This is a genomic window from Pseudomonas sp. R1-43-08 (assembly GCF_003852255.1).
GTDB lineage: Bacteria > Pseudomonadota > Gammaproteobacteria > Pseudomonadales > Pseudomonadaceae > Aquipseudomonas.
The window spans coordinates 548,414-572,696 of sequence record NZ_CP027734.1; the positions used below are offsets into that span (position 1 = coordinate 548,414).

General features: G+C 61.9%; 16 protein-coding genes. 12 read left to right on the forward strand and 4 right to left on the reverse strand.

Annotation, left to right across the window (positions count from 1 at the left end; all coding sequences use genetic code 11):
• Positions 1-386 precede the first annotated feature (386 nt).
• The 4 genes from putP to C4J87_RS02335 all read left to right on the forward strand — a co-directional run bounded on the left by putP (position 387) and on the right by C4J87_RS02335 (position 5,731).
• Positions 387-1,871 (forward strand): sodium/proline symporter PutP, encoded by a 1,485-nt coding sequence (gene putP, locus C4J87_RS02320; RefSeq protein ID WP_124365571.1) that lies wholly within the window; start codon positions 387-389, stop codon positions 1,869-1,871.
• Positions 1,872-2,072: 201 nt separating this feature from the next.
• Positions 2,073-4,091, forward strand: a complete 2,019-nt coding sequence (gene tssI / locus C4J87_RS02325; RefSeq protein ID WP_124365572.1) for a type VI secretion system tip protein TssI/VgrG — start codon at positions 2,073-2,075, stop codon at positions 4,089-4,091.
• A complete protein-coding gene (locus C4J87_RS02330) occupies positions 4,091-4,816 on the forward strand; it encodes a DUF4123 domain-containing protein (protein WP_124365573.1) in 726 nt (241 codons plus the stop codon). Before tssI ends, C4J87_RS02330 begins: the two co-directional genes overlap by 1 nt.
• A gap of 78 nt (positions 4,817-4,894) precedes the next feature.
• A complete protein-coding gene (locus C4J87_RS02335) occupies positions 4,895-5,731 on the forward strand; it encodes a 23S rRNA (adenine(2030)-N(6))-methyltransferase RlmJ (RefSeq protein ID WP_124365574.1) in 837 nt (278 codons plus the stop codon).
• Positions 5,732-5,868: 137 nt separating this feature from the next.
• On the opposite strand, the gene msrA is transcribed toward C4J87_RS02335, so the two are convergent.
• The 4 genes from msrA to aceE form a co-directional block, all read right to left on the reverse strand.
• Positions 5,869-6,516 carry a peptide-methionine (S)-S-oxide reductase MsrA gene (msrA, locus tag C4J87_RS02340; RefSeq protein WP_124365575.1) on the reverse strand — a complete coding sequence of 216 codons (648 nt, stop codon included), beginning with the start codon at positions 6,514-6,516 and terminating at the stop codon, positions 5,869-5,871.
• 72 nt (positions 6,517-6,588) lie between these two features.
• Complete coding sequence (locus C4J87_RS02345; RefSeq protein WP_124365576.1) at positions 6,589-9,282, reverse strand: bifunctional diguanylate cyclase/phosphodiesterase; 2,694 nt, start codon at positions 9,280-9,282, stop codon at positions 6,589-6,591.
• 303 nt (positions 9,283-9,585) lie between these two features.
• Positions 9,586-11,226 carry a dihydrolipoyllysine-residue acetyltransferase gene (gene aceF / locus C4J87_RS02350; RefSeq protein ID WP_124365577.1) on the reverse strand — a complete coding sequence of 547 codons (1,641 nt, stop codon included), beginning with the start codon at positions 11,224-11,226 and terminating at the stop codon, positions 9,586-9,588.
• An 11-nt stretch (positions 11,227-11,237) separates the two neighbouring features.
• Positions 11,238-13,883 carry a pyruvate dehydrogenase (acetyl-transferring), homodimeric type gene (gene aceE / locus C4J87_RS02355; protein ID WP_124365578.1) on the reverse strand — a complete coding sequence of 882 codons (2,646 nt, stop codon included), beginning with the start codon at positions 13,881-13,883 and terminating at the stop codon, positions 11,238-11,240.
• A 383-nt stretch (positions 13,884-14,266) separates the two neighbouring features.
• Here aceE and glnE point away from each other — a divergent pair, with 383 nt between their 5' ends.
• The 8 genes from glnE to C4J87_RS02395 are packed head-to-tail and all read left to right on the forward strand — an operon-like array spanning position 14,267 to position 24,219.
• Entirely contained in the window at positions 14,267-17,206 is a 2,940-nt protein-coding gene (gene glnE / locus C4J87_RS02360; RefSeq protein ID WP_124365579.1) for a bifunctional [glutamate--ammonia ligase]-adenylyl-L-tyrosine phosphorylase/[glutamate--ammonia-ligase] adenylyltransferase, read from the forward strand.
• 54 nt (positions 17,207-17,260) lie between these two features.
• Positions 17,261-18,295 carry a lipopolysaccharide heptosyltransferase II gene (gene waaF / locus C4J87_RS02365; protein WP_124365580.1) on the forward strand — a complete coding sequence of 345 codons (1,035 nt, stop codon included), beginning with the start codon at positions 17,261-17,263 and terminating at the stop codon, positions 18,293-18,295.
• A gap of 1 nt (position 18,296) precedes the next feature.
• Positions 18,297-19,358 carry a lipopolysaccharide heptosyltransferase I gene (gene waaC, locus C4J87_RS02370; RefSeq protein ID WP_124365581.1) on the forward strand — a complete coding sequence of 354 codons (1,062 nt, stop codon included), beginning with the start codon at positions 18,297-18,299 and terminating at the stop codon, positions 19,356-19,358.
• The gene (locus C4J87_RS02375) at positions 19,358-20,482 is read left to right on the forward strand and encodes a glycosyltransferase family 4 protein (RefSeq protein WP_124365582.1); all 1,125 of its coding nucleotides are present in this window, start codon (positions 19,358-19,360) and stop codon (positions 20,480-20,482) included. The genes waaC and C4J87_RS02375 overlap by 1 nt, the downstream gene beginning before the upstream one ends.
• Positions 20,479-21,285: a lipopolysaccharide core heptose(I) kinase RfaP gene (gene rfaP, locus C4J87_RS02380; RefSeq protein ID WP_124365583.1), complete on the forward strand. Its 807-nt coding sequence runs from the start codon at positions 20,479-20,481 to the stop codon at positions 21,283-21,285. The genes C4J87_RS02375 and rfaP overlap by 4 nt, the downstream gene beginning before the upstream one ends.
• A complete protein-coding gene (locus tag C4J87_RS02385; RefSeq protein WP_124365584.1) occupies positions 21,285-22,019 on the forward strand; it encodes a lipopolysaccharide kinase InaA family protein in 735 nt (244 codons plus the stop codon). Before rfaP ends, C4J87_RS02385 begins: the two co-directional genes overlap by 1 nt.
• Entirely contained in the window at positions 22,016-22,768 is a 753-nt protein-coding gene (locus C4J87_RS02390) for a lipopolysaccharide kinase InaA family protein (protein ID WP_124365585.1), read from the forward strand. The genes C4J87_RS02385 and C4J87_RS02390 overlap by 4 nt, the downstream gene beginning before the upstream one ends.
• On the forward strand, positions 22,768-24,219 hold the full coding sequence (locus tag C4J87_RS02395) for a lipopolysaccharide kinase InaA family protein (RefSeq protein ID WP_124365586.1): 1,452 nt from the start codon (positions 22,768-22,770) through the stop codon (positions 24,217-24,219). Before C4J87_RS02390 ends, C4J87_RS02395 begins: the two co-directional genes overlap by 1 nt.
• Positions 24,220-24,283: the final 64 nt, after the last annotated feature.

Consider the following 24,283-nt stretch of genomic DNA (forward strand, 5'->3'; position numbering starts at 1 on the left):
AACCGGGTGCAACCCTTTTTATTCAGGAAATTTCCGACGGTTGATCGGAAAAATTCCGGCCTTCTCTCGAATTGACTTCTTGTTGGTGCATTTGCTTCTGAGATGGATTGTTCTTGCTCCGAAAAGGAGCAAAAAACCGGTGTTTGTCCTGAAATCCGCGTAGGTGCAACTTATTCGCGAGAAACTGGTTGCACCTTATTTGCTTTGTTGAATAGCATTCGCGCACCAAGGTGCAACCACTTCCACAGGTCGGTTCATCGGCTGGCGGCTTTCCTGGGGAAACGCCAGTCATAAATGCGCGGCAGGCAGCATCGTTTACCGGTTAACCACCGGTAGCGCGCTGACAGACCGTCGCTACATAAAAACAAAGCCAGGGCGTCACTTCTATGAGCGTTAGTAATCCCACCCTGATCACGTTCGTGATCTACATCGCAGCAATGGTACTGATCGGCTTGATGGCCTATCGCTCCACCAATAACCTTTCCGATTACATCCTGGGCGGCCGCAGTCTCGGTAGCGTGGTGACCGCTTTGTCCGCCGGCGCTTCCGATATGAGCGGCTGGTTGTTGATGGGCCTGCCGGGCGCGATCTACATGTCGGGCTTGTCGGAAAGCTGGATTGCTATCGGCCTGATCGTCGGTGCCTACCTCAACTGGCTGTTCGTGGCCGGCCGCCTGCGCGTGCAGACCGAACACAACGGCGACGCCCTGACCCTGCCGGATTACTTCTCCAGCCGCTTCGAAGATAAAAGCGGGCTGCTGCGGATCATCTCCGCTGTGGTAATCCTGGTGTTCTTCACCATTTACTGCGCCTCCGGCATCGTGGCCGGTGCCCGCCTGTTCGAAAGCACCTTCGGCATGTCCTACGAGACTGCCCTGTGGGCCGGTGCCGCAGCGACCATTGCCTACACCTTTGTTGGCGGTTTCCTGGCGGTCAGCTGGACCGATACCGTGCAAGCCACACTGATGATCTTCGCGTTGATCCTGACGCCGATCATCGTACTGCTGGCGACCGGCGGCGTGGACACCACCTTCCTGGCCATTGAAGCCAAGGACCCGACCAGCTTCGACATGCTGAAAAACACCACCTTCATCGGCGTTATCTCGCTGATGGGCTGGGGGCTGGGTTATTTCGGCCAGCCGCACATCCTCGCGCGGTTCATGGCGGCGGATTCGGTAAAGTCGATTGCCAACGCGCGTCGCATCTCCATGACCTGGATGATCCTGTGCCTGGGCGGCACCGTGGCGGTGGGCTTCTTCGGCATCGCTTACTTCTCGGCGCATCCTGAGGTGGCCGGTCCCGTGACCGAAAACCCTGAGCGCGTGTTTATCGAACTGGCCAAGATCCTGTTCAACCCATGGATTGCCGGTGTATTGCTGTCGGCCATCCTGGCGGCTGTCATGAGTACCCTGAGCTGCCAATTGCTGGTGTGCTCCAGCGCCCTGACCGAAGATTTCTACAAGGCATTCCTGCGCAAGGGCGCGTCCCAGCTTGAGCTGGTGTGGGTCGGTCGGATCATGGTGCTGGTGGTGGCCTTGATCGCCATCGCCATGGCCGCCAACCCGGAAAACCGCGTACTGGGCCTGGTCAGCTACGCCTGGGCCGGTTTCGGCGCCGCCTTCGGGCCTGTGGTGCTGATCTCGGTGATCTGGAAAAACATGACCCGCAACGGCGCACTGGCCGGCATCCTGGTCGGCGCGATCACCGTGATCGTGTGGAAGCACTTCGAAGTGCTGGGCCTGTACGAAATCATCCCAGGCTTCATCTTCGCCAGCCTGGCGATCTACTTCGTGAGCAAGATGGGTGCACCGACTGCCGGTATGGTCGAGCGCTTTGATGCCGCAGAAAAAGATTACAACCTCAATAAGTAATACAGCCGGGCGTTGATCGCCTGGTATTCGAAAAGAAGGCCCACGTCCTATGGATGCTGGGCCTTTTTTTTGAAGAAAAAAAGCCCTGCGCAGGATTTCGGCACTGTCGATGTAGGACGTTACTTATTTGCCGGCACAGCGCTCGACTCGGCAAACGGCTGAGGCAGAATCACTCACCCACCCTTCGCAGAGAAACACCGGATGTTCGCTCCTGCCAATCAAAGTGCCTTTAACCTGACCCTGGACGGGGAGCCTTATGATCTCAAGGTTCATGGGTTCATGGGCGACGAATTTATCAGCCTGCCCTTTCGCTTTGACCTTGAGTTGGTTAGCGAGCGACCCGATCTGGACCTCGATGGCCTGCTGCACCGTCAGGCGTTCCTCGGGTTTGACGCTCAGGGCCACGGTATCCATGGCCGAGTTTACCGGGTCGCGCAAGGCGATTCGGGCAAGCGGCTTACCCGTTACCAGATGACCCTGGTGCCGCAGTTGGCCTATCTGGAGCACAGCACTCACCAGAGGATCTTTCAGCAGAAAACCGTGCCGCAGATCATTACTCGGGTGTTGGAGGCCCAGGACATTCAGGGTGATACCTTCGTGTTCCGCCTGAGCGGAAAATATCCCGAGCGTGAGTACTGTGTTCAGTTCGACGAAACCGATCTGCAGTTCATTCAGCGCTTGTGCGTTGAGTCGGGCATTCACTATCACTTTCAGCACAGTCCCGAGCGTCACCTGTTGGTGTTTGGCGATGACCAGAGTGTGTTTGGCCAGCCGGACCAGGTCACCCCCTACCTGGCCGGTTCCGGGATGGTGGCCGAGGCCCCTGCGATAAAGCGCTTCATCCTGCGGCTGAAAACCCGTACCGCCGGCGTGAACCTGCGGGCCTACGACTTCAAAAAGCCCAGCCTGGTGTTGGAAAGCACGGCCTCCAGCGGGCAGCACCTGCCCCTGGACGAGCAACGTTACCCTGGAAACTTTACCGATCGTGCGCATGGCAAGTACCTGGCACAGCGTGTGTTGGAGCGTCATCGCAGCGACTTTCGCCAAGCCAGCGGCATCAGCGATCAGCCGGCCTTGGGCACTGGGCGGTTTCTGAAGATGGCTGGCCACCCGCGTCAGGAGTGGAATGACCTGTGGCTGGTTACCCAATTGCACCACACGGGGCAACAATCGCAAGTGTTGGAAGAGTCTGCGCCTGACACCTATAGGGATGACTTGCCTGCGGGTTATAGCAACGATTTTGTAGTGACGCCCTGGGATGTGCCGTTTCGAACGCCTCTGATCACGCCCCGGCCGCACCTATCCAGCTACCAGAACGCGGTGGTCACCGGGCCTGTCGACAGTGAAATCCATTGCGACGAGTACGGTCGTGTCAAAGTGCAGATGGCCTGGGACCGCGACGGTGAGCACAACGATCATTCCAGCTGTTGGCTGCGCGTGGCGAGCGGCTGGGCCCATGACCGTTATGGGGCGGTGCTGATCCCGCGAGTCGGCATGGAGGTACTGGTGGGTTTCGTCGATGGCGACATGGACATGCCGCTGGTCATGGGTTGCCTGCCCAACGCGGCGAATCGTTTGCCCCTCGACCTGCCGGCGGACAAAACCCGCAGTATTTTTCGCAGCCAGAGCAGCCCTGGTGGCGGAGGCTACAACGAACTGCGCATCGAGGACCGCAAGGGCGCCGAGGAAATCTACCTGCGCGCTCAGCGCGACTGGACCCAGCATGTATTGCATGACCAACAGGTGCAGGTCGATAACCAGCGCCGGGTGAGGGTGGGCGGCGAATCGCACCATGAGTTGCAGGGCGAAGAGCAGCGCATCACCCATGGCAACCGCCTGACGGAACTCAAGCAGGATGACCACCTGGTAGTCGGCGGTTCTCAGCACATGCGTGCCGGTCGCACCCTTCAGTTGGCGGCCGGGCAAAGCATTGTTATCGACGCGGGAGCCAGCGTTACGATTCAGGCGGGAGGGCAGTCGATCACGCTGTCGGCGGGCGGTATTTTCAGCAGCGTGCCGATCCAGCTTGGCGGGGCGCCAGCCCCTGCGGCGGCGCCGTTGAGGCCGGGCTTGGAGGAGGCAGCACTGGCGGCGGTCCCGCTCGCCCTGAGCCCTGTGCAAATCGCCAGCCTGAAACGCAGCGCGCCTTTTTGTGAAGAGTGCGAACGCTGCCGTGACGGGCAGTGCAGTATCCCCGAGCATGCACGGAGTGTTTCTTGATGCAGACGCCCATGGACCCCAGCACCTGGCTGGCGCAGTTCCCGCTGCTTGCCGGTGAGCGAATCTTTGTCGTGCTAGGCACTACCAGCGACGCCAAGCCACTTGCCGCCTGGCAAGCCATGACGGCAGGGCCGGCGCCGCACGCGATCTGGGCCGGCACGGCCTACGACGCTTGGGATGAGGTGATGCCTTACGTGGGCATCGTCGAGTCGGGCAGCGCATTTCTCGATTGGGTCGCCACTGTGCAAGCCGTGGATTGGGGTTGGCTGGCGGTGTCCTCCAGCCCGTTGGAAACCGTAGTTGCCCATCTGCAAAGCTTGACCAAGGTGTTTATGCCCAATGACCAGGCGGTGTTCCTACGCTTCTGGGATGGCGCTCAGTTTCAGCCGATGTGGCAGCAATTGGGTGACGAGGCAGGGACGGTCTTGCCGGTGTTTGGACGTTATCTGATCAATGGCCAGCCGCTGACAGTGGCGACTGGCCCGGTGACACCCGCGAAAACCTGGCCCTGGTGGCGAGTGCCTGAGCCGTTGCTCAGGCACCTGGCTGAGCACTCGCCGCAGGTACTCGTCGACAATCTGTTGCAATGGCTGCAAGAGCAGCGTCCCGATCTGTATGCCGCCTTCACGCCGAGCACGTTGCGGCACAAGCTCACCTGGCTCGCGCGCAGGCCGGCGATCAACCATGCAGCGCTGGCCGATTACCTCGCTGCGCAGTTGAGTTGACAAAAACACTAGCCGCCATGCGGCCCTGCACCTTTGCGCCGGTAGAAGGTAAACTTCGCCCCCTGCGCAGGAGCAACCATGAATTATCGTCACGCCTTTCACGCCGGCAACCACGCCGATGTCTTCAAACACCTGACCTTGACCCGCCTCATCGCCTTGATGTCGCGCAAGGAGCAGCCGTTCGCCTACCTCGATACCCACGCCGGCATCGGCCTGTACGACCTGCAGGGTGACCAGGCCAACCGCACCGGTGAATACCTGGAAGGCATCGCCCGCCTGTGGGGCGCAAGCGACCTGCCGCCGCTCACGGCCGATTACATGCGCGTGCTCCACGAGATGAACCCGGATGGCCAGTTGCGCTACTACCCAGGTTCGCCGGAGCTGGCGCGGCGCCTGACTCGCGCCCAGGACCGTGTACTGCTCAACGAAAAGCACCCGGAAGACGGCGTGTTGCTCAAGGACAACATGAAGGGTGATCGTCGGGTCAAGGTGCACCTGGGCGAAGGCTGGCATGTGCCGCGCGCCCTGTTGCCGGTGCCGGAAAAACGCGCGCTGATGCTGATCGATCCACCGTTTGAAAAGCTCGATGAAATGCAGCGTTGCGCGGCGTCCCTCAAGGAAGCCGTCAGCCGCATGCGTCAGACAGTCGCGGCGATCTGGTATCCGGTGAAAGACCCGCGCATGTTGCGCCGCTTCTACCAGGACCTGGCCGGCACCGGTGCGCCGAAACTGTTGCGCGTAGAGCTGCTGGTGCATCCGCTGGACACGCCCAACACCCTGACCGGCTCAGGCCTGGCAATTGCCAACCCGCCGTGGGGCCTGGAAGAGGAGCTGCGTGAATTGCTGCCGTGGCTGTCCAGGCAACTGGGCCAGACCCAGGGCGGGTGGCAGATGGATTGGCTCATCGCTGAATAGCTTTATCTCAAGCCAGACACAAAACCAGTGTGGGAGGGGGCTTGCCCCCGATATCGGAGTGTCAGTCAGTACATCTGTCACTGATACACCGCAATCGGGGGCAAGCCCCCTCCCACATTTTGAGCTGTGTTGCCCCTTTATATCGGGCAGGTCACGCCGGTGCCGCCGATGCCGCAATAACCTTGGGGATTCTTCGCCAGGTACTGCTGGTGATACGCCTCGGCGAAGTACACCGTCGGCGCTTCGTCGATTTCGGTGGTGATCTCGCCCAGGCCGGCCTTGGTCAGCTCTTGCTGATAAGCCTGGGCACTGGCTTTGGCCGCCGCCAGTTGCTCCGGCGTGGTGGCATAGATTACCGAGCGGTATTGGCTGCCGATATCGTTGCCCTGGCGCATGCCCTGGGTCGGGTTGTGCAGTTCCCAGAACATCTTCAACAAGTCTTCGTATTTCACTTTGGCCTGGTCATACACCACTAGCACGACTTCGCTGTGGCCGGTCAGGCCTGAGCAGACTTCTTCGTAGGTCGGGTTCGGCGTGAAGCCGCCGGCGTAGCCGACCACGGTGCTGACCACGCCATCGCGCTCCCAGAATTTGCGTTCCGCGCCCCAGAAGCAGCCGAGGCCGAAGATCGCAAAACCGACGTCGTCGGTAAACGGGCCCAGCAGCGGGTTGCCGTTGACGAAATGCGTCTGCGGCAGGTTCATCGGGGTTTCACGGCCAGGCAGAGCTTGTTCTTGAGTAGGCAGCACGTTTTTGTTCACCAGAATTTCCGAGCGCAAGACCATGATCAGTCCTCTCGTCAGGTTGATTAGCAGTAAATTGTCAGACAGCCAGTGTGCCCGAGTGTTACAGCGCTGTCAGGCGATTGGCCCGCGTGGGTAGCGTTTAAGCTTCTCCAGCAGCTCTGCGCCGGGGATTGGCCGGTCGAACAGGTAGCCCTGGCCCACGTCGCACCGATGCCGGCGCAGGAACGCCAATTGCGCGGCGGTCTCGATGCCTTCGGCTACCACCTTGAGCTTGAGGTTGTGGGCCATGGCGATGACCGCCGAGGTGATTTCCATGTCGTCCTGGTTATCCGGGATTTCGTGGATAAAGCTCCGGTCGATCTTAATGATGTCGATGGGGAATTTTTTCAAGTAGCTCAGCGACGAATAACCGGTGCCGAAGTCGTCCATGGCCAGGGTCAGGCCAAAGCTCTTCAGTTGGTCCAGTTGCAGGCGTGTGTCTTCGGTGGCCTCCAGCAGCAGGCCTTCGGTCAGCTCCAGCTCCAGCAGATTGGCCGGCAGCTGTTCTTCCTTGAGGATGGTGGCAATCGAGGCCACCAGGTCCGGGTCGGAAAACTGTTTGGGCGACAGGTTGATCGCTACCTGCAGATTACCCAGGCCCGCCGCTGTCAACTGCCGACTCATGCGGCACGCCTGGCGCGCGATCCATTTGCCGATGGGGATGATCAAGCCGGTCTCTTCGGCCACGCTGATGAACTGGTCGGGGCGGATCATGCCCTTTTCCGGATGGTTCCAGCGCAACAGCGCTTCCATACCCAACAGGCGGCCACTGCGCAGGCACAGCTTGGGCTGGTAGAACACATCAAGCTCGTTCTGGGTCAGGGCGCGGCGCAGGTTGTTTTCCACGAACAGTTTGTAGCTCGCTTCGGCATTCAGGGCTTCGGTAAACACCTGCACCTGGTGTTTGCCGTTGGCCTTGGCCTTGTGCAGGGCCAAACCGGCGTTGCGCATCAGGGTCTGCGGGTCGCGGCCGTGCAGCGGTGCGCAGGCCAGGCCTACGGAGCCGGTCACGCTGATCAATTGGTTGTCGACGAACATCGGCTTGTCGAGGGTGGCCAGCAACTGGCTGGCGACCTGCTGGCCGGTCTCCAGGTCGGCATCATCGAGCAGCACCGCAAACTCGTTACTGGCAAAGCGCGCCAGGCTGCCGCCGCTGCTCAGGCTGTTGCGTAGACGACGGGCCAGGCTGATCAGCAGCTTGTCCCCGGTCTGGTGCCCGAGGCTGTCGTTGATGCGCTTGAAGTTGTCGATGTCCACCAGCAGCAGGCTGATCGGGCTGTCGCTGTCGCGGGCAAAGCGCTCGTCGAGGTTGCGGATGAAGGCCGGGCGGTTGCCCAGGTTGGTCAGGTTGTCGGTATAGGCCAGGCGTTCGATGCGCTGTTGCGCCAGCTTAGTCTGGGTGATGTCTTCGTAGATGCCGATGTAGTGGGTCAACTCGCGGTTGTCGCCATACACCTTGGAGATCGACAGCTGGCCCCAGTAGGGTTCGAGGTTTTTGCGTCGGCTTTTGAATTCACCTTGCCAGCTGTTGCTCTTGGCCAGGCTCGACGGCGCATCGAACAGCAACTCGCTGAGATTCTCCAGGGCCGGCAACTGCGCCAGGCGGTGGCCGTGCACCTCTTCGGCGCTGTATTGGGTGATCGCGGTAAAACTTGGGTTGACGTACTCCACCACGCCATCGCAATTGACCAGCAGAAAGGCGTTGGCACTTTGTTCCACGGCACGCTGGAACAGGTGCAGAGCGCTGGTGGCGGTGCGGCGGTTGTGGTTGTTGATGACCTGGGCGAACTGGTCCGCCAACTCGCCGGCAAAGGCGATTTCATCGGACTGCCAGGCACGCGAGCTGCCGCTTTGCTCCAGGCACAGCACGCCTACGACCTGGCCATCCACCCGGATGCTCGCGTCGAGCATGGCGTGGATATCCTTGGCGAACAGGCTTTCGGCCATTTCCCGGGTGCGCGGGTCGCGCAGGGCATTGGTGGCATCGATCGCGCGGCTGCTGTGCAGGGCTTCGAGGTAATCGGGGAAGCAACTGGCGTCAATCGCTTCAGGCACATGGTATTGCTGATCGGCGCGGTGATAGGCCGAAATCGGCACCAGGCGCTGGCCTTCCAGGTTCCAGATACTGGCGCAATCGATCTGGTAGATGTCGCAGGCGCTGCGGGTGATCAGTTCGGCGGCTTCTTGCAGCGAATTGGGCGTGGTGTAGCGTTGGCGGGCCAGCAGCAGGATCAACTCCTGCTGGGCGCGTACCCGCTCCAGGTGCTGCAGCTGTTCCTGTTGCGCGCGCTGGTTGAGTTCCAGGGCGATTTGCAGGCGGCTGTTCTGGTTCTCCAGGTCGGCGGTCGGCACCGTGGCGGGAATTTCGCTGAACAGGCCATCAACCACCATCAGGTAGCCGCGCAGCAGGTGGCGATTGTGTTGTTTGTAGGCCTCGCCCATTTCCAGCAGGCTCAGCGGGCCATCGTTGGTGTGCAGGGTGTAGCGCACCAGGTAGTGGGGGCTGAGGCTCAGTTGCTGCTGGATCGCGTCGTGCAGTTGATAGCGTGCCTGGGGCTCCATCAGGCTGGCGTACGGCGTGCCGATCAGGGCACAGAGCTCGACCGCCGGCAGGCCGAATTGGCGCTCGCAATTGGGGTCGAGGTAGAGCAGCGCCCAGCTTGCCTCATTAAGCCGCTCGAAACGCAGCATACCGAGGCGCGAAGGCACCGGTAATTGCGTCACTACCTCGGCCGCCGTTCGGGCGACATCGGGTTGGCTTTTCATGGGGGAAACTCGCTTGGAAAAATGCGCACGGCGCCGGGCTCACGCCCTCTTTACTGTTGCCTGCGGCAAGGTTGCATCATGCGGCACGCACTGACAAGAGAGGATGAAGGCTAAGTGCTATAACCCTGTTATCGGCCGCCCAGGGCGTTTCTGCAGTCGAAGTGACGGAAGGTGTACAAGCCTGTCCTATGTATACAACAAACGGGCAAAAAAAGCCCCGCCAAGTGGCGGGGTTGAGGTACGAGCGTGGCGCTCGGAAATCGGTGCGGCAAAGGCCTCCCGCCGACGGGAGGCCGCTGCGGCTTACAGCAGGATGGTGCGGATGTCGTTCAGCAGCTGGCTCAGGCGCTGGGTGAAGCGTGCCGCCGCCGCGCCGTTGATCACGCGGTGATCGTAGGACAGTGACAGTGGCAGCATCAGCTTGGGCTGGAACGCTTTACCGTCCCAGACTGGCTGGATAGTTGCCTTGGACACACCCAGGATCGCCACTTCCGGCGCGTTGACGATTGGCGTGAAGCCAGTACCGCCAATGTGCCCGAGGCTGGAGATGGTGAAGCACGCGCCCTGCATGTCGTCCGGGGTGAGCTTCTTGTCGCGGGCCTTGGCGGCCAACGCAGCAGCCTCGGCAGCCAGTTGCAGCAGGCTCTTCTGGTCGACGTTCTTGATGACCGGTACCAGCAGGCCGTCAGGTGTGTCCACCGCAAAGCCGATGTGCACGTACTTCTTGCGAATGATCGCCTTGCCGCTTGGCGCCAGCGAGCTGTTGAAGTCCGGCAGTTCCTTGAGCAGGTGCGCACAGGCCTTGAGCAGCAGGGGCAACACGGTCAGTTTCACGCCGGCCTTCTCGGCCACGGCTTTCTGCGCAACGCGGAAAGCCTCCAGGTCGGTGATATCGGCCTGGTCGAACTGAGTGACGTGCGGGATGTTCAACCAGCTCGCGTGCAGACCTGCCGCGCCGATTTGCATCAGGCGGGTCATCGGCACTTCTTCGATTTCGCCGAAACGGCTGAAATCCACGGTGCGGATCGGCGGAATGCCCGAGCCACCGGTAGCGCCGCCGGCAGCTGGCGCTTCCTTGGCTTTCTGCATCATGGCCTTGACGTAGGCCTGCACGTCTTCCTTCAGCACACGACCGTGAGGGCCGCTGGCCGCGACGGCGCCCAGCTCGACACCGAATTCACGGGCCAGCTGACGCACGGCAGGGCCGGCGTGAACCTTGGCTCCGCTTGGCGCAGGTGCGGCGGCAGGAGCCGGTGCAGCTTCAGCTTTTGCAGCCGGAGCAGGAGCAGCAGCGGCCGGAGCCGCTTCAGCCTTGGCCGCAGCCGGAGCGGCGGCAGGTGCTGGAGCAGCAGGCGCAGCGCCTTGTACTTTCAGCTTGAGGATGAAATCGCCAGTGCCGACTTCGTCTTCCAGCTTGACCCCGATGCTTTCCACCACGCCGGCAGCCGGCGATGGGATCTCCATGGAGGCCTTGTCGGACTCCAGGGTGATCAGCGACTGGTCGGCTTCGACGGTGTCGCCGACCTTGACCAGCAGCTCGATGATCTTGGCCTTGCCCGACGAGCCGATGTCCGGAACGTGAATGTCCTGGACGGTGGCGGCGGCAGGTGCGGCGGCCGGGGCTGGAGCAGCCTCGGCAGCAGCAGGCTTTTCAGCAGCCGGTGCAGGTGCAGCGGCAGCAGGAGCCGCCGCAGGGGCCGCATCAGCGGCACCTTCGATTTCCAGCTCCAGCAGTTCGTCGCCTTCTTTCAGGCGGTCGCCCAGCTTCACTTTCAGGCTTTTGACCACGCCGGCCTTGGGAGCAGGAATTTCCATGCTCGCCTTGTCCGACTCCAGGGTCAGGATGCTCTGGTCGGCTTCGACGGTGTCGCCAACCTTCACAAACAGCTCGATTACTTCACCTTCACCGCTGCCGATGTCAGGTACGCGAATGAGTTCGCTCACAAAAAATCTCCTCAGCAGTCCAGTGGGTTGCGTTTTTCCGGGTTGATCCCGAACTTGACGATGGCGTCAGCCACCACCTTGGGTTCGATCTCACCACGGTCAGCCAAGGCTTCCAGGGCTGCCAACACCACGAAGTGACGGTCGACTTCGAAGAAGTGACGCAGCTTCTTGCGGCTGTCACTGCGGCCGAAACCGTCGGTGCCCAGGACTTTGAATTCCTTGGACGGGACCCACTGGCGAATTTGTTCAGCAAACAGTTTCATGTAGTCGGTAGAGGCGATGACTGGACCCTTACGGCCGGCCAGGCACTCTTCGACGTAGCTCAGTGCAGGCTTCTGGCCCGGGTGCAGGCGGTTGCTGCGTTCCACGGCCAGGCCGTCGCGACGCAGTTCGTTGAAGCTGGTAACGCTCCACACGTCGGCGCCGACGTTGAACTCGTCACGCAGGATCTTCGCCGCTTCACGCACTTCGCGCAGGATGGTGCCGGAGCCCATCAGCTGTACGTGGTGCGCCGCTTCCTTGGTGTCTTCTTCGAGCAGGTACATGCCCTTGATGATGCCTTCTTCCACGCCAGCCGGCATGGCGGGCTGCTGGTAGGACTCGTTCATCACGGTGATGTAGTAGAAAACGTCCTGCTGCTCTTCGGTCATCTTCTTCATGCCGTCCTGGATGATCACCGCCAGCTCATAGCCGTAGGTTGGATCAAAGGTGCGGCAGTTCGGGATGGTGGCAGCCAGGATGTGGCTGTGACCGTCTTCGTGTTGCAAGCCTTCGCCGTTGAGCGTGGTACGGCCGGCGGTACCGCCGATCAGGAAGCCACGGGTACGGCTGTCGCCTGCGGCCCAAGCCAGGTCGCCAATGCGCTGGAAGCCGAACATCGAGTAGAAGATGTAGAACGGCAGCATCGGCTGGTTGTGGCTGGAGTACGAAGTACCGGCAGCGATGAAGGAGCTCATGGCGCCCGCTTCGTTGATGCCTTCTTCGAGGATCTGGCCCTTCTTGTCTTCCTTGTAGAACATCACCTGGTCTTTATCGACTGGCTCGTAGAGCTGGCCGACGGAGGAGTAGATGCCCAACTGACGGAACATGCCTTCCATACCGAAGGTACGGGCCTCGTCCGGGATGATCGGCACGATACGCGAGCCGATTTCCTTGTCCTTGACCAGCTGCGCGAGGATCCGCACAAAGGCCATGGTGGTGGAGATTTCGCGGTCGCCCGAGCCGTCCAGGATAGCCTTGAGGGTATCGAGTGGCGGCGTCGGGATGCTCATGCTCTTGGCGCGGCGTTGCGGCACGAAGCCGCCCAGTGCAGTGCGACGCTCGCTGAGGTAGCGGGCTTCGGCGCTGTTCGGCTCAGGCTTGAAGAACGGCAGGTTCTCCAGCTCTTCGTCCTTGACCGGGATGTCGAAGCGGTCGCGGAACAACTTCAGGCTGTCGACATCGACTTTCTTGGTGTTGTGCGCGGTGTTCTTCGCTTCGCCGGCACCGGTGCCATAACCCTTGATGGTCTTGGCCAGGATGACGGTCGGTTGCTCTTTGTGGTTGACCGCTTCGTGGTACGCCGCGTAGACCTTGTACGGGTCGTGGCCGCCACGGTTGAGTTTCCAGATCTCGTCGTCGGACAGGTCGGCAACCATCGCCTTGAGTTCAGGCGTGTTGAAGAAGTGCTCACGCACGAACGCGCCGTCTTTGGCCTTGTAGTTCTGGTACTCGCCGTCGATGACTTCGTCCATGCGACGTTGCAGGATACCGTCGACGTCCTTGGCCAGCAGCGGGTCCCAGAAACGGCCCCAGATGACTTTGGTCACGTTCCAATGTGCACCGCGGAACACGCCTTCGAGTTCCTGGATGATCTTGCCGTTGCCGCGAACCGGGCCGTCGAGGCGCTGCAGGTTGCAGTTGATGACGAAGATCAGGTTGTCCAGCTTCTCGCGGCCGGCCAGGGAGATGGCGCCCAGGGATTCCGGCTCGTCGCACTCGCCGTCGCCCAGGAAGCACCAGACTTTCTGCTTGCCTTCGGGAATGAAGCCACGGGCTTCCAGGTACTTCATGAAACGTGCCTGGTAGATCGCCTGGATCGGGCCCAGGCCCATGGATACCGTCGGGAACTGCCAGAAATCAGGCATCAGCCAAGGGTGCGGGTAGGACGACAGGCCCTGACCGTCGACTTCCTGGCGGAAGTTGTTCATTTGCTCTTCGGTGATGCGACCTTCCATGAACGCACGGGCGTAGACGCCTGGCGAGGTGTGGCCCTGGAAGTAGATCAGGTCGCCGCCGTGTTCGTCGGTCGGGGCCTGGAAGAAGTAGTTGAAGCCGATGTCATACAGGGTTGCGCTGGAGGCGAAGCTGGAGATGTGACCGCCCAGGTCCGAATCCTTCAAGTTCGTGCGCATTACCATCGCCATGGCGTTCCAGCGTACCAGCGAGCGAATGCGGCGTTCCATGAACAGGTCGCCAGGCATGCGTGCTTCGTGGGTAACGGGGATGGTGTTGCGGTATGGCGTGGTGATGGCGTAAGGCAATTGCGAGCCGCTGCGGGTCGCGAGTTCGCCCATACGGGTCATCAGGTAGTGAGCACGGTCTTCGCCTTCTTTGTCGAGAACCGATTCCAGGGCGTCCAGCCATTCCTGGGTTTCGACGGGATCGAGGTCTTGCATGGCTTGCTCCAGGGCGGAAAGGCTACCAGAATCGGTTGCCTGAAGTTTGCGACTGGCCTTGTGGGCAGACGACATAAATTCTTGGATGGCCGAAGGTTGCTTCGGCGTCCTGTAGTTTTACTACAAATCGTCGGCCATTTCAGCCTTTCGAATGTATATACGAGTAGTAAAACTACACAAGACTGAGCGTATGACTCGGTCTGGCTGGTGAGCATAATCGTTATTGTTGGTCTATTGCGAACAAGAAAAGGTGAAAGTTTGATGTTGCCTGCCAAGATTAATTTAATTTCAGCTATTTCTAACTTTTGTTCGACAGTCCTTCATCGAGCATGGCTCCTGCGTTCACAACTACACGCCATTTACACGCCGATCAAGGATAGACCATGAGCCTTCCAACGCTGGCCGAACTGCCGGCCATTCTCTTGCCTTACGCCAGCCGGGCCGAGCAGTCATTTCGTGACGCGGTGGCCGCGCTGGATGACGATCATGGCCTTTCTGGCTGGACGCCGCAACGGTGGGCCGACTTCGCGCGGGTGTGCGCCGCCAGTGATTTTGTCATTGAACAGAGCGTGCGTGACCCTTTGATGTTGCTTGAGCTGGTGGCCTGGGGCGAGCTGGACCGGGGGTTTGCGCCGGGTGAGCTGTGCGGGCAGATTGCCGGTGCCGTGCAACAGGCCGAAACAGAAGACGAACTCGGCCGTGTGCTGCGGCGCCAGCGTACGCGCCAGCAAGTGCGCATCATCTGGCGCGACCTGACCCGCCAGGCGGATTTGGTGCAAACCTGCCGCGACCTCTCCGACATGGCCGACGCCTGCATCGACCAGGCCTACCAATGGCTGTACCAGCGCCATTGTGTGCAGTTCGGCACGCCAACCGGGCGGCGCAGTGGCGAGGCGCAGCACATGGTCATCCTTGGCATGGGCAAGCTCGGGGCGGTGGAGCTTAACCTGTCGTCGGATATCGACCTGATCTTCGCCTACCCAGAAGGCGGCGAGACGGTGGGGGTCAAGCGCTCCCTGGATAACCAGGAGTTTTTCATTCGACTTGGTCAGAAATTGATCAAGGCCCTCGACCCGATGACGGTCGACGGTTTCGTGTTCCGCGTCGACATGCGCCTGCGCCCCTACGGTTCGGCCGGCGCGCTGGTACTGAGCTTCAACGCGCTGGAGCAGTACTACCAGGACCAGGGCCGTGACTGGGAGCGTTACGCCATGATCAAGGCCCGCGTCGTCGCCGGTGACCAACTGGCCGGCGCGCAGTTGCTCGACATGCTGCGCCCGTTCGTCTATCGCCGTTACCTGGACTTCTCGGCCATCGAAGCGCTGCGCACCATGAAGCAACTGATCCAGCAGGAAGTAAGGCGCAAAGGCATGGCCGAGAATATCAAGCTGGGTTCGGGCGGTATTCGTGAGGTGGAATTTATCGCCCAGGCGTTCCAGCTGATCCACGGTGGCCGCGATCTCAGCCTGCAGCAACGTCCGCTATTGAATGTGCTGGGCACCCTGGAGGGCCAGGGTTACTTGCCGGCCGCCGTGATCAGTGAGTTGCGCAATGGCTACGAGTTTTTGCGCTACACCGAACACGCGATCCAGGCGATCGCCGACCGCCAGACCCAGATGCTCCCGGACAGCCCGGAAGACCAGGCGCGTATTGCCTTCATGCTCGGTTTTGCCGACTGGACCGCGTTCCACGAACGCCTGATGTATTGGCGTGGGCGGGTGGATTGGCACTTCCGCCAGGTGATTGCCGACCCTGATGAAGAAGAGGGCGAAGAAAGCGAGCTGGTCGTCGGCGGGGAATGGTTGCCGCTGTGGGAAGAATCCCAGGATGACGACGCCGCCTGCCGCCAGTTGAGCGAAGGCGGCTTCACCGATGCGCCTAAGGCCCTCAAGGCCCTGGCTGGCTTGCGCGGCAGTCCGCAGCTGCGCGCCATGCAGCGCCTCGGCCGCGAGCGACTGGATGCGTTTATTCCGCGCTTGCTGGCCCAGGCTGTCGAGCACGCCAACCCGGACCTGGTATTGGAGCGCGTATTGCCGCTGGTCGAGGCGGTCGCCCGGCGTTCCGCTTACCTGGTGCTGCTCACTGAAAACCCCGACGCCCTGCGCCGTCTGCTGACGCTGTGCGCCGCGAGCCCGTGGATCGCCGAGCAGATCACCCGTTTCCCGCTGTTGCTCGATGAGCTGCTCAACGAAGGGCGCCTGTTCAAGCCGCCGTTGGCGCCGGAGCTGGCCGCCGAATTGCGCGAGCGCCTTACGCGTATCCCTGAAGACGACCTCGAGCAGCAGATGGAAGCCCTGCGCCATTTCAAGCTGGCGCACCGCCTGCGGGTGGCCGCGTCGGAAATCGCCGGCAGCCTGCCATTGATGAAGGTCAGCGACTACCTCACCTGGCTGGCCGAAGCCATCCTCGAACAGGTGCTGGCGCTGGCCTGGCGCCAGACCGTTGCCCGCCACGGCTCGCCGCAACGGCTGGACGGCAGCCTGTGCGATCCTGGCTTCATCATTGTCGGTTATGGGAAAGTCGGCGGTATCGAATTGGGGCATGGTTCGGACCTGGACTTGGTGTTTATCCACGACGGCGACCCCCAGGCCGAGACTGACGGCGCCAAGCCGATCGACGGTGCGCAGTTCTTCACGCGCCTGGGCCAGCGCATCATTCACTTGCTGACCACCCAGACCAACTCCGGCCAGTTGTATGAGGTGGACATGCGCCTGCGACCTTCAGGTGCGTCCGGGTTGTTGGTGAGCTCACTGGGCGCGTTCGACCGCTATCAACAAAATGAAGCCTGGACCTGGGAGCATCAGGCGCTGATACGCGCGCGGGTGTTGGTCGGCAGCCAGGATGTGGGCCAGGCCTTCGAGCAGGTCCGCGCCAAGGTATTGGGGCGTGAACGGGACTTGGCGAAGCTGCGCCAGGAGGTCAGCGAGATGCGCGCCAAGATGCGTGACAACCTGGGGACCCGGAGCACAGCGGCCGGTATGGGCGCCAATGCCTTCGAAGCCACGGCGCTGTTCGACCTCAAGCAGGACGCCGGAGGTATCGTCGATATTGAATTTATGGTGCAATACGCCGCTTTGGCGTGGTCTGCGCAACATCCATCGTTGCTGCGCTACACCGACAATATCCGCATTCTGGAAGGCCTGGAGCAGGTCGGGCTGATGCCCGCCGCCGATGCCCATTTGTTGCGCGAGGTGTATAAGGCGTACCGCTCCGCCGCGCACCGCCAAGCCTTGCAGAACGAGGCGGGCACGGTGGCCGGGGACCAATTTGCAGACGAGCGGCGCCAGGTGATGCGAATCTGGCAGGCGCTCGGTTTGAGCTGAAACACTATTAGGGCGGGGAGGCATAAGCCTCCCCGCATCGTTTGTGGAAACTACATGAATATTCTGATCGTTGGGCCCAGTTGGGTCGGTGACATGGTGATGGCACAGACACTGTTCCAGTGCCTGCGGCTGCGCTATCCGGACTGCCAGATCGACGTGCTCGCCCCTGAGTGGAGCCGGCCGATCCTTGAGCGCATGCCTCAGGTGCGCAAGGCCTTGAGCTTTCCGCTCGGCCATGGCGCGCTGGAACTGGCGACCCGTCGGCGCATCGGCAAAGCCATGGGCGGCCAGTACGACCAGGCGATCCTGTTGCCCAACTCGCTGAAGTCGGCGCTGGTGCCGTTTTTTGCCGGCATTCCCAAGCGTACCGGCTGGCGCGGCGAGTTTCGCTATGTGCTGCTTAACGATGTACGCACCCTGGACAAAGCGCGCTACCCGTTGATGATCGAGCGTTTCATGGCCCTGGCCTACGAACCCGGCGCCGAGCTGCCCACGCCGTATCCGCGCCCCAGCTTGCAGATCGACCCGCTGACCCGCGATGCGGCGCTGGCCAAGTTCGGCCTGGCGCTGGACCGCCCGGTATTGGCCTTGTGCCCGGGCGCCGAGTTCGGCGAGTCCAAGCGCTGGCCGTCGGAACACTACGCCAAGGTCGCCGAGACCAAGATCCGCGAAGGCTGGCAAGTGTGGCTGTTTGGCTCCAAAAACGATCATGCGGTGGGTGAGGATATTCGCCAGCGCCTGATTCCGGGCCTGCGCGAAGAGGCGGTGAACCTCAGTGGCGAGACGTCCCTGGCCGAGGCCATCGACTTGCTGTCGTGCGCCGACGCGGTGGTGTCCAACGACTCCGGCCTGATGCACGTCGCCGCTGCGCTGAATCGCCCGTTGGTGGCGGTGTACGGCTCTACGTCCCCTGGGTTCACTCCGCCCTTGGCCGACCAGGTCGAAGTGGTGCGCCTGGGCCTGGATTGCAGCCCCTGTTTTGATCGCACCTGCCGTTTCGGCCACTACAACTGCCTGCGCCAATTGCTGCCGCAGCCGGTAACCGATGCCTTGCAGCGGTTGCAGGGCGACGTGGTCGAGGTTCACTGAGTTGCGGGTACTGGTAATCAAGACCTCATCCCTGGGCGACGTGATCCACGCCTTGCCGGCACTCACCGACGCGGCGCGGGCGATCCCCGGTATCCGTTTCGATTGGGTGGTGGAAGAAGGCTTTGCCGAAATTCCGACCTGGCACCCCGCGGTGGACAAGGTGATCCCGGTGGCGATTCGTCGCTGGCGCAAGAACCTCTGGCAAACCATCAAGAGCGGCGAATGGCGGCGTTTCAAACAGGCCGTGCAGTCGACCAAGTATGACCTGGTGATCGATGCCCAGGGCCTGCTCAAAAGCGCCTGGCTGACCCGCTACGTGCGGGCGCCGGTCGCCGGCTTCGATAAAACCTCGGCCCGCGAGCCCCTGGCGGCGCGTTTTTATTCCCGACGCCTGGCCGTGGCCCGTGGGCAACATGCGGTGGAGCGGTTGCGCCAATTGTTTGCCGTGGCGCTGGGCTATGACCTGCCCAAGGGTCTGGGCGACTATGGGCTGAGCGTCGAAAAACTGCTTGGCCTGCCGCCGAAGAAACCCTTCGTGCTGCTGCTGCACGGCACCACCTGGGACACCAAGCACTGGCCCGAAGCCTACTGGCGCGAACTGGCCGAACGCATGGCCCGCCTGGGCGTGGACGTGAAGTTGCCGTGGGGCAACGCCGCCGAAAAAGCCCGCGCCGAGCGCCTGGCCCAGGGCTTGCCCAACGCCGAAGTGCTGCCAAAACTCAACCTGGCGGGCGTGGCCCGTGTATTGGCCAGTGCGCGCGCCTGTGTGGCGGTGGACACCGGCCTCGGCCACTTGGCGGCGGCGCTGGATGTACCGACCATTTCGCTGTTCGGGCCGACCAACCCGGGCCTCACCGGCGCCTACGGCAAAGGCCAGGTCCACTTGGCCAGCGACTGGCCGTGTGCGCCGTGCCTGCAAAAGCACTGCACCTACCAACCCACCGCCGATGACCTGCGGCGGTTCGACATCACGCGCGAGTCGCCCCTGTGCTTCACGCGCCTGAATCCTGAGCGCGTAGCAAGCCGACTGAGCGCGTTGTTACTGGCTGAGGAGCAGCACTGATGCAACTGGCTTTCGTACTGTACAAATACTTTCCCTTCGGTGGCCTGCAGCGCGACTTCATGCGCATCGCCCTGGAGTGCCAGCAGCGCGGCCATCAGATTCGTGTCTATACGCTGATCTGGGAAGGCGATATCCCGCCCGGCTTCGAAGTGCTGGTGGCGCCGGTCAAGGCGCTGGTCAACCATCGCCGCAACGAAAAGCTCTACGCCTGGATCCAGGCCGACCTGGCCAGGCGCCCGGTGGACCGCGTGGTGGGCTTCAACAAGATGCCGGGGCTGGACCTGTACTTCGCCGCCGACGGCGTGTTCGAAGACAAGGCCCAGACGCTGCGCAACCCGATGTACCGCTGGTTCGGGCGCTACAAGCACTTTGCCGAATACGAGCGTGCGGTGTTCGACAAGAACGCCAGGACCCAGATCATGGTGCTGTCCGAGCATCAACAGCAACTGTTCAGCCAGTATTACGGCACCCAGCCCGAGCGGTTCCACCTGCTGCCGCCGGGTATCGCCCGTGACCGGCGCGCGCCGCCGAACGCTGCCGACATCCGCGCTGAGTTTCGCCGTGAGTTCGGCCTGGCCGAGGATGACTTGCTGCTGGTACAGATCGGTTCGGGCTTCAAGACCAAGGGCGTCGACCGCAGCCTCAAGGCCGTCGCCGCATTGCCGTCCAAGCTGAAGAAACGCACCCGCCTGTTTGTAATCGGCCAGGACGACCCCAAAGTCTTCCAATTGCAGAGCGCCGCGCTTGGCCTGGGCGACCAGGTGCGGTTCTTCAAAGGCCGCAACGATATCCCGCGGTTCCTGCTCGGGGCGGACCTGTTGATTCACCCTGCCTACAACGAGGCGGCCGGCATGGTGCTGGTCGAAGCGGTGGTCGCCGGCCTCCCGGTACTGGTGAGCCGGGTCTGCGGCTACGCGTTCTACATCGACAAGGCCCAGAGCGGCCGGGTGTTGGACGAACCGTTCGAACAGGCCCAGCTCAACCAGTACCTGGTGGATATGCTCGAAGATCCACACGCGCGCGCGACCTGGAGTCGCAATGGTCTGGCCTTCGCCGAGACGGCCGACCTGTTTAGCATGCCGCAGTACGCTGCGGACCTGATTCTGGCGGAGCCAAACCGATGAAGTTGATTCTAGCCGAACCCTTCAATACCCTCTGGGCCGGACGCGATGCGTTCGCCGAGGTCGAGAAGCTGCAAGGCCAGGTGTTCCGCGAGCTGGCCGCTCGCCGTACGTTGCGTACGGTGGTGCAGGGCCAACCCTATTTCGTGAAGATCCACCGTGGCATCGGCTGGGGCGAAATCCTCAAGAACCTGGTCACCGCCAAATTGCCGGTGCTGGGCGCAGGCCAGGAGTGGCTGGCAATCCAGCGCTTGCAGGAACTGGGCGTGCCGACCATGACGGCGGTGGCCTTTGGCGAAAAAGGCAGCAACCCGGCCGACCAGCATTCGTTCATCATCACGCAAGAGCTGACGCCGATCATCAGCCTGGAAGACCTGACCCTTGATTGGGTCAAGCAACCGCCGGTGCCGGCGATCAAGCACGCCTTGACCGTCGAGTTGGCGAACACCGTCGGGGCGATGCACCGGGGCGGCGTCAATCATCGCGATTGCTACCTCTGCCACTTCCTGCTGCACACCGACCGGCCCATTGCGGTCGATACCCTCAAGCTGTCGGTGATCGACCTGCACCGCGCCCAGGTGCGTGCGACGATCCCCATGCGCTGGCGCAACAAAGACCTGGCCGGGCTGTATTACTCTGCCCTGGAAATCGGCCTGACCCAGCGCGACAAGCTGCGCTTTCTCAAGCATTACTTTCAGCAGCCGTTGCGCCAGATCTTCGCCGAGCAAACCGCGTTGTTACGCGAACTGGAGCGCATGGCCGCCAAGCTCTATGCGCGCAAGCAGCGCTACGGGGATGCGCTCTGATGGCGGGTTGGAATCTGGAGCCTGCCTACGCCGCCCTCGCGGACGACTTCGGAAGCCTGGAAGCGGTGTTTGCCCTGCAAGGCGAGCGCCTGACCCGCGACCCGCTGTCGGAAGTGATTCGGGTGGAGCGCGGCGGGGTCAATTATTACGTCAAGCGCTATGTCGGGGCTGGCAAAGGCCTGCGCCGCTACCTGGGCAGGCCGCGGGTAAAGTCCGAGTGGCAGAACCTCAAGCGCTTTGCCAAGTGGGGCATTCCCACCGCCGAGGTCATCGCCTGGGGCCTGCAACGCAGCGGATTGGCCTACGACCGTGGCGCGATGATCACCCGTGAGCTGCCCAAGACTGAAGACCTGTCGGCGTTGGCTGAGCGCAACGATGCGCGCCTCAAAGACCCCACGTGGGTCGATGCGATCAGCCGCCAGCTCGCCGAATACACGCGCACCATGCACGATCACCGCTTTACTCATAACGACTTGAAGTGGCGCAACCTGCTGGTCGACGACCAGCGCACCCTGTACCTGATCGACTGCCCCAACGGCGATTTCTGGCGCGGTTTCTGGCTCAAGTACCGCATTACCAAAGACCTGGCCTGCCTGGACAAGGTCGCCAAGTATCATCTGTCGGCCACCCAGCGCCTGCGTTTCTACATGCAATACCGCCAACGCACGCACCTGAAGACGTCGGACAAACAACGAATTCGCCATGTGGTGAAGTTTTTCGAGGGACGTGAATGAGTGACTTCCTGGCGGCCGAAGACCGCGCTTTGCTTGAGCGCAACGGCCTGGCTAGCTTCGACGCGCTGTGGGCCCGGCAACTGGATGCGGTGGACGAGCCGAACACCAGCGGCGACGGCTGGAGCAGCGTGTATCGCCTGGAGCTTGAAGGTCAGGGTTACTACCTCAAGCGCCAGAGCAACTACCTGACGCGCACCTTGCACCGGCCGTTTGGCGAACCGAGTTTTGCCCGCGAGTTTCGCAATATCAGCCTGTACCGAAAGCTGGGTATCCCGGCCTTGCAGGCAGCCTTTTTTGGCGAGCGCAAGGTTGCGGGCGAGCGCCGTGCGATGCTGCTCACCCGCGCGCTGGACGGCTGGAACGACCTTGACTCGTTGCTGGAGCAATGGACGCAACTGAGCGACGCCCAGCAGCACGCGATCCTGCTGGCCTGCGGCAAGCTTGCGCGGCATTTGCACAGCGTGGGCCAGGTGCACGGCTGCTTTTATCCCAAGCATATTTTCCTGCAGGGCCGTGGCGACAGCTATGCCGCGCAACTGATCGACCTGGAAAAGACCCGCCCGCTGTTGTTCGGCTGGCGTGACCGGGTCAAGGACCTGGAACCGCTGCTGCGCCGCGCACCGCAGTGGACAGACGCCCAGGTGCGACAGCTGTTGGCGGCTTACCTTGAGCAGCCCGAAGACAGTGCACTGGTGTCTACCTGGCACCAGCGCCTGACGGCGCGCCGTAGCCACAAGGAGAACCGCTGATGCGTTTGTCCGAGCTGAAAAATGCCGGTCGTACACCCCGCCTGCCGCTGACCCTCGATCTGGCGGATGCGGCAGGTCCGGGGCAACTGCAACTGCTCAGCCTGTTGCGGGTATTGCCGGGGCAGCGCTACGTCGGCGGCGCCGTGTGGCGCGGTCGCCCGGTGCTGGCCAAGTTATTGGTGGGCAGCAAGGCGGCGCGACATTTTCAACGTGAGCTCAGCGGTGTGCGACTGTTGGCCGAGCAAGGCTTGACCACACCGCTGTTGCTGGCCGACGGTTTGCAGGAAGGCGAGGGGGGCTGGCTGCTGTTCGAGTTTCTCGAAGGCGCCCACAGCCTGGCCGACGCCTGGCTCGCTGTCGAAGGCTTGCCGCCCTTGGCCGACGAACAAACCGCCGTGCTCGCCGAAGCACTGGGCGCGATTGCGCAGATGCATGCCCAAGGGCTGTGGCAGGAAGACCTGCACCTGGACAACCTGCTGCGCCACGACGGCAAACTGTATTTGATCGATGGTGCCGGCATTCGTGTTGAAGAGGCGGGCAAGCCGCTGTCGCGCAATCGGGTGCTGGAAAACCTCGGGGTGTTCTTTGCCCAGTTGCCGAAAAACCTCGAGCCGTTTACCGAAGAATTGCTGGTGTACTACCTGCTGGCAAACGGCGAACATGCCTTGCCCCTGGAAGCGCTCGAAAAGCAGGTGCGCAAAGTCAGCGCCTGGCGCTTGAGGGACTACCTGAACAAGGTCGGTCGCGACTGCACGCTGTTCAGCGTGGTGCGTGGCGCCTTCGGCCTGCGCGCGATTCGGCGTGAAGAAGAGGCGGCCATGCTGCCCGTGCTGGAGCAGGCCGATGCGCTGCTCGACCAGGGCCATCTGTACAAGACCGGTGGCGCGGCGAGCGTGGCCAAGGTCGAAGTGGCCGGCCGGCCCCTGGTGATCAAACGCTACAACATCAAGGGTTTCGCCCACTGGCTCAAACGCTTCTGGCGCCCCAGCCGTGCCTGGCATTCCTGGCGCGAAGGCAATCGCCTGGCATTCCTTGGCATCGCCACGCCCAAGCCGCTGGCGGTGTTGGAGAAGCGCTTTTTCTGGTTGCGCAGCCGTGCGTATCTGGTCACTGAATACCTGCCTGGACCCGACATTATCGAGCGTTTTGCGCCCTATGTTGAAAACGGCGATGCGCCTGAAGATGAGCTGTTGGCGCTGGACCGGTTGTTCGCCGAGTTGATCCGCGAGCGCATCAGCCATGGAGACTTCAAAGGCCACAACCTGTTCTGGAGTGAAGACCGCTGGGCGATGATCGATCTCGACGCCATGTGCCAGCACCACTCCGCTGCCAGCTTCGCTGGGGCGTATGCCAAGGATCGTGCGCGGTTCATGCGTAATTGGCCGCAGGGCAGTGCGTTGTATCAGGTGATTGATCAGCGTTTGCCTAAAGAGGTCAGCGCCGCCGGTTGAAGCGGGCCTTCGGCCCTATCGGGGGCAAGCCCCCTCCCACATTTTACTGTATTTACACATTTGA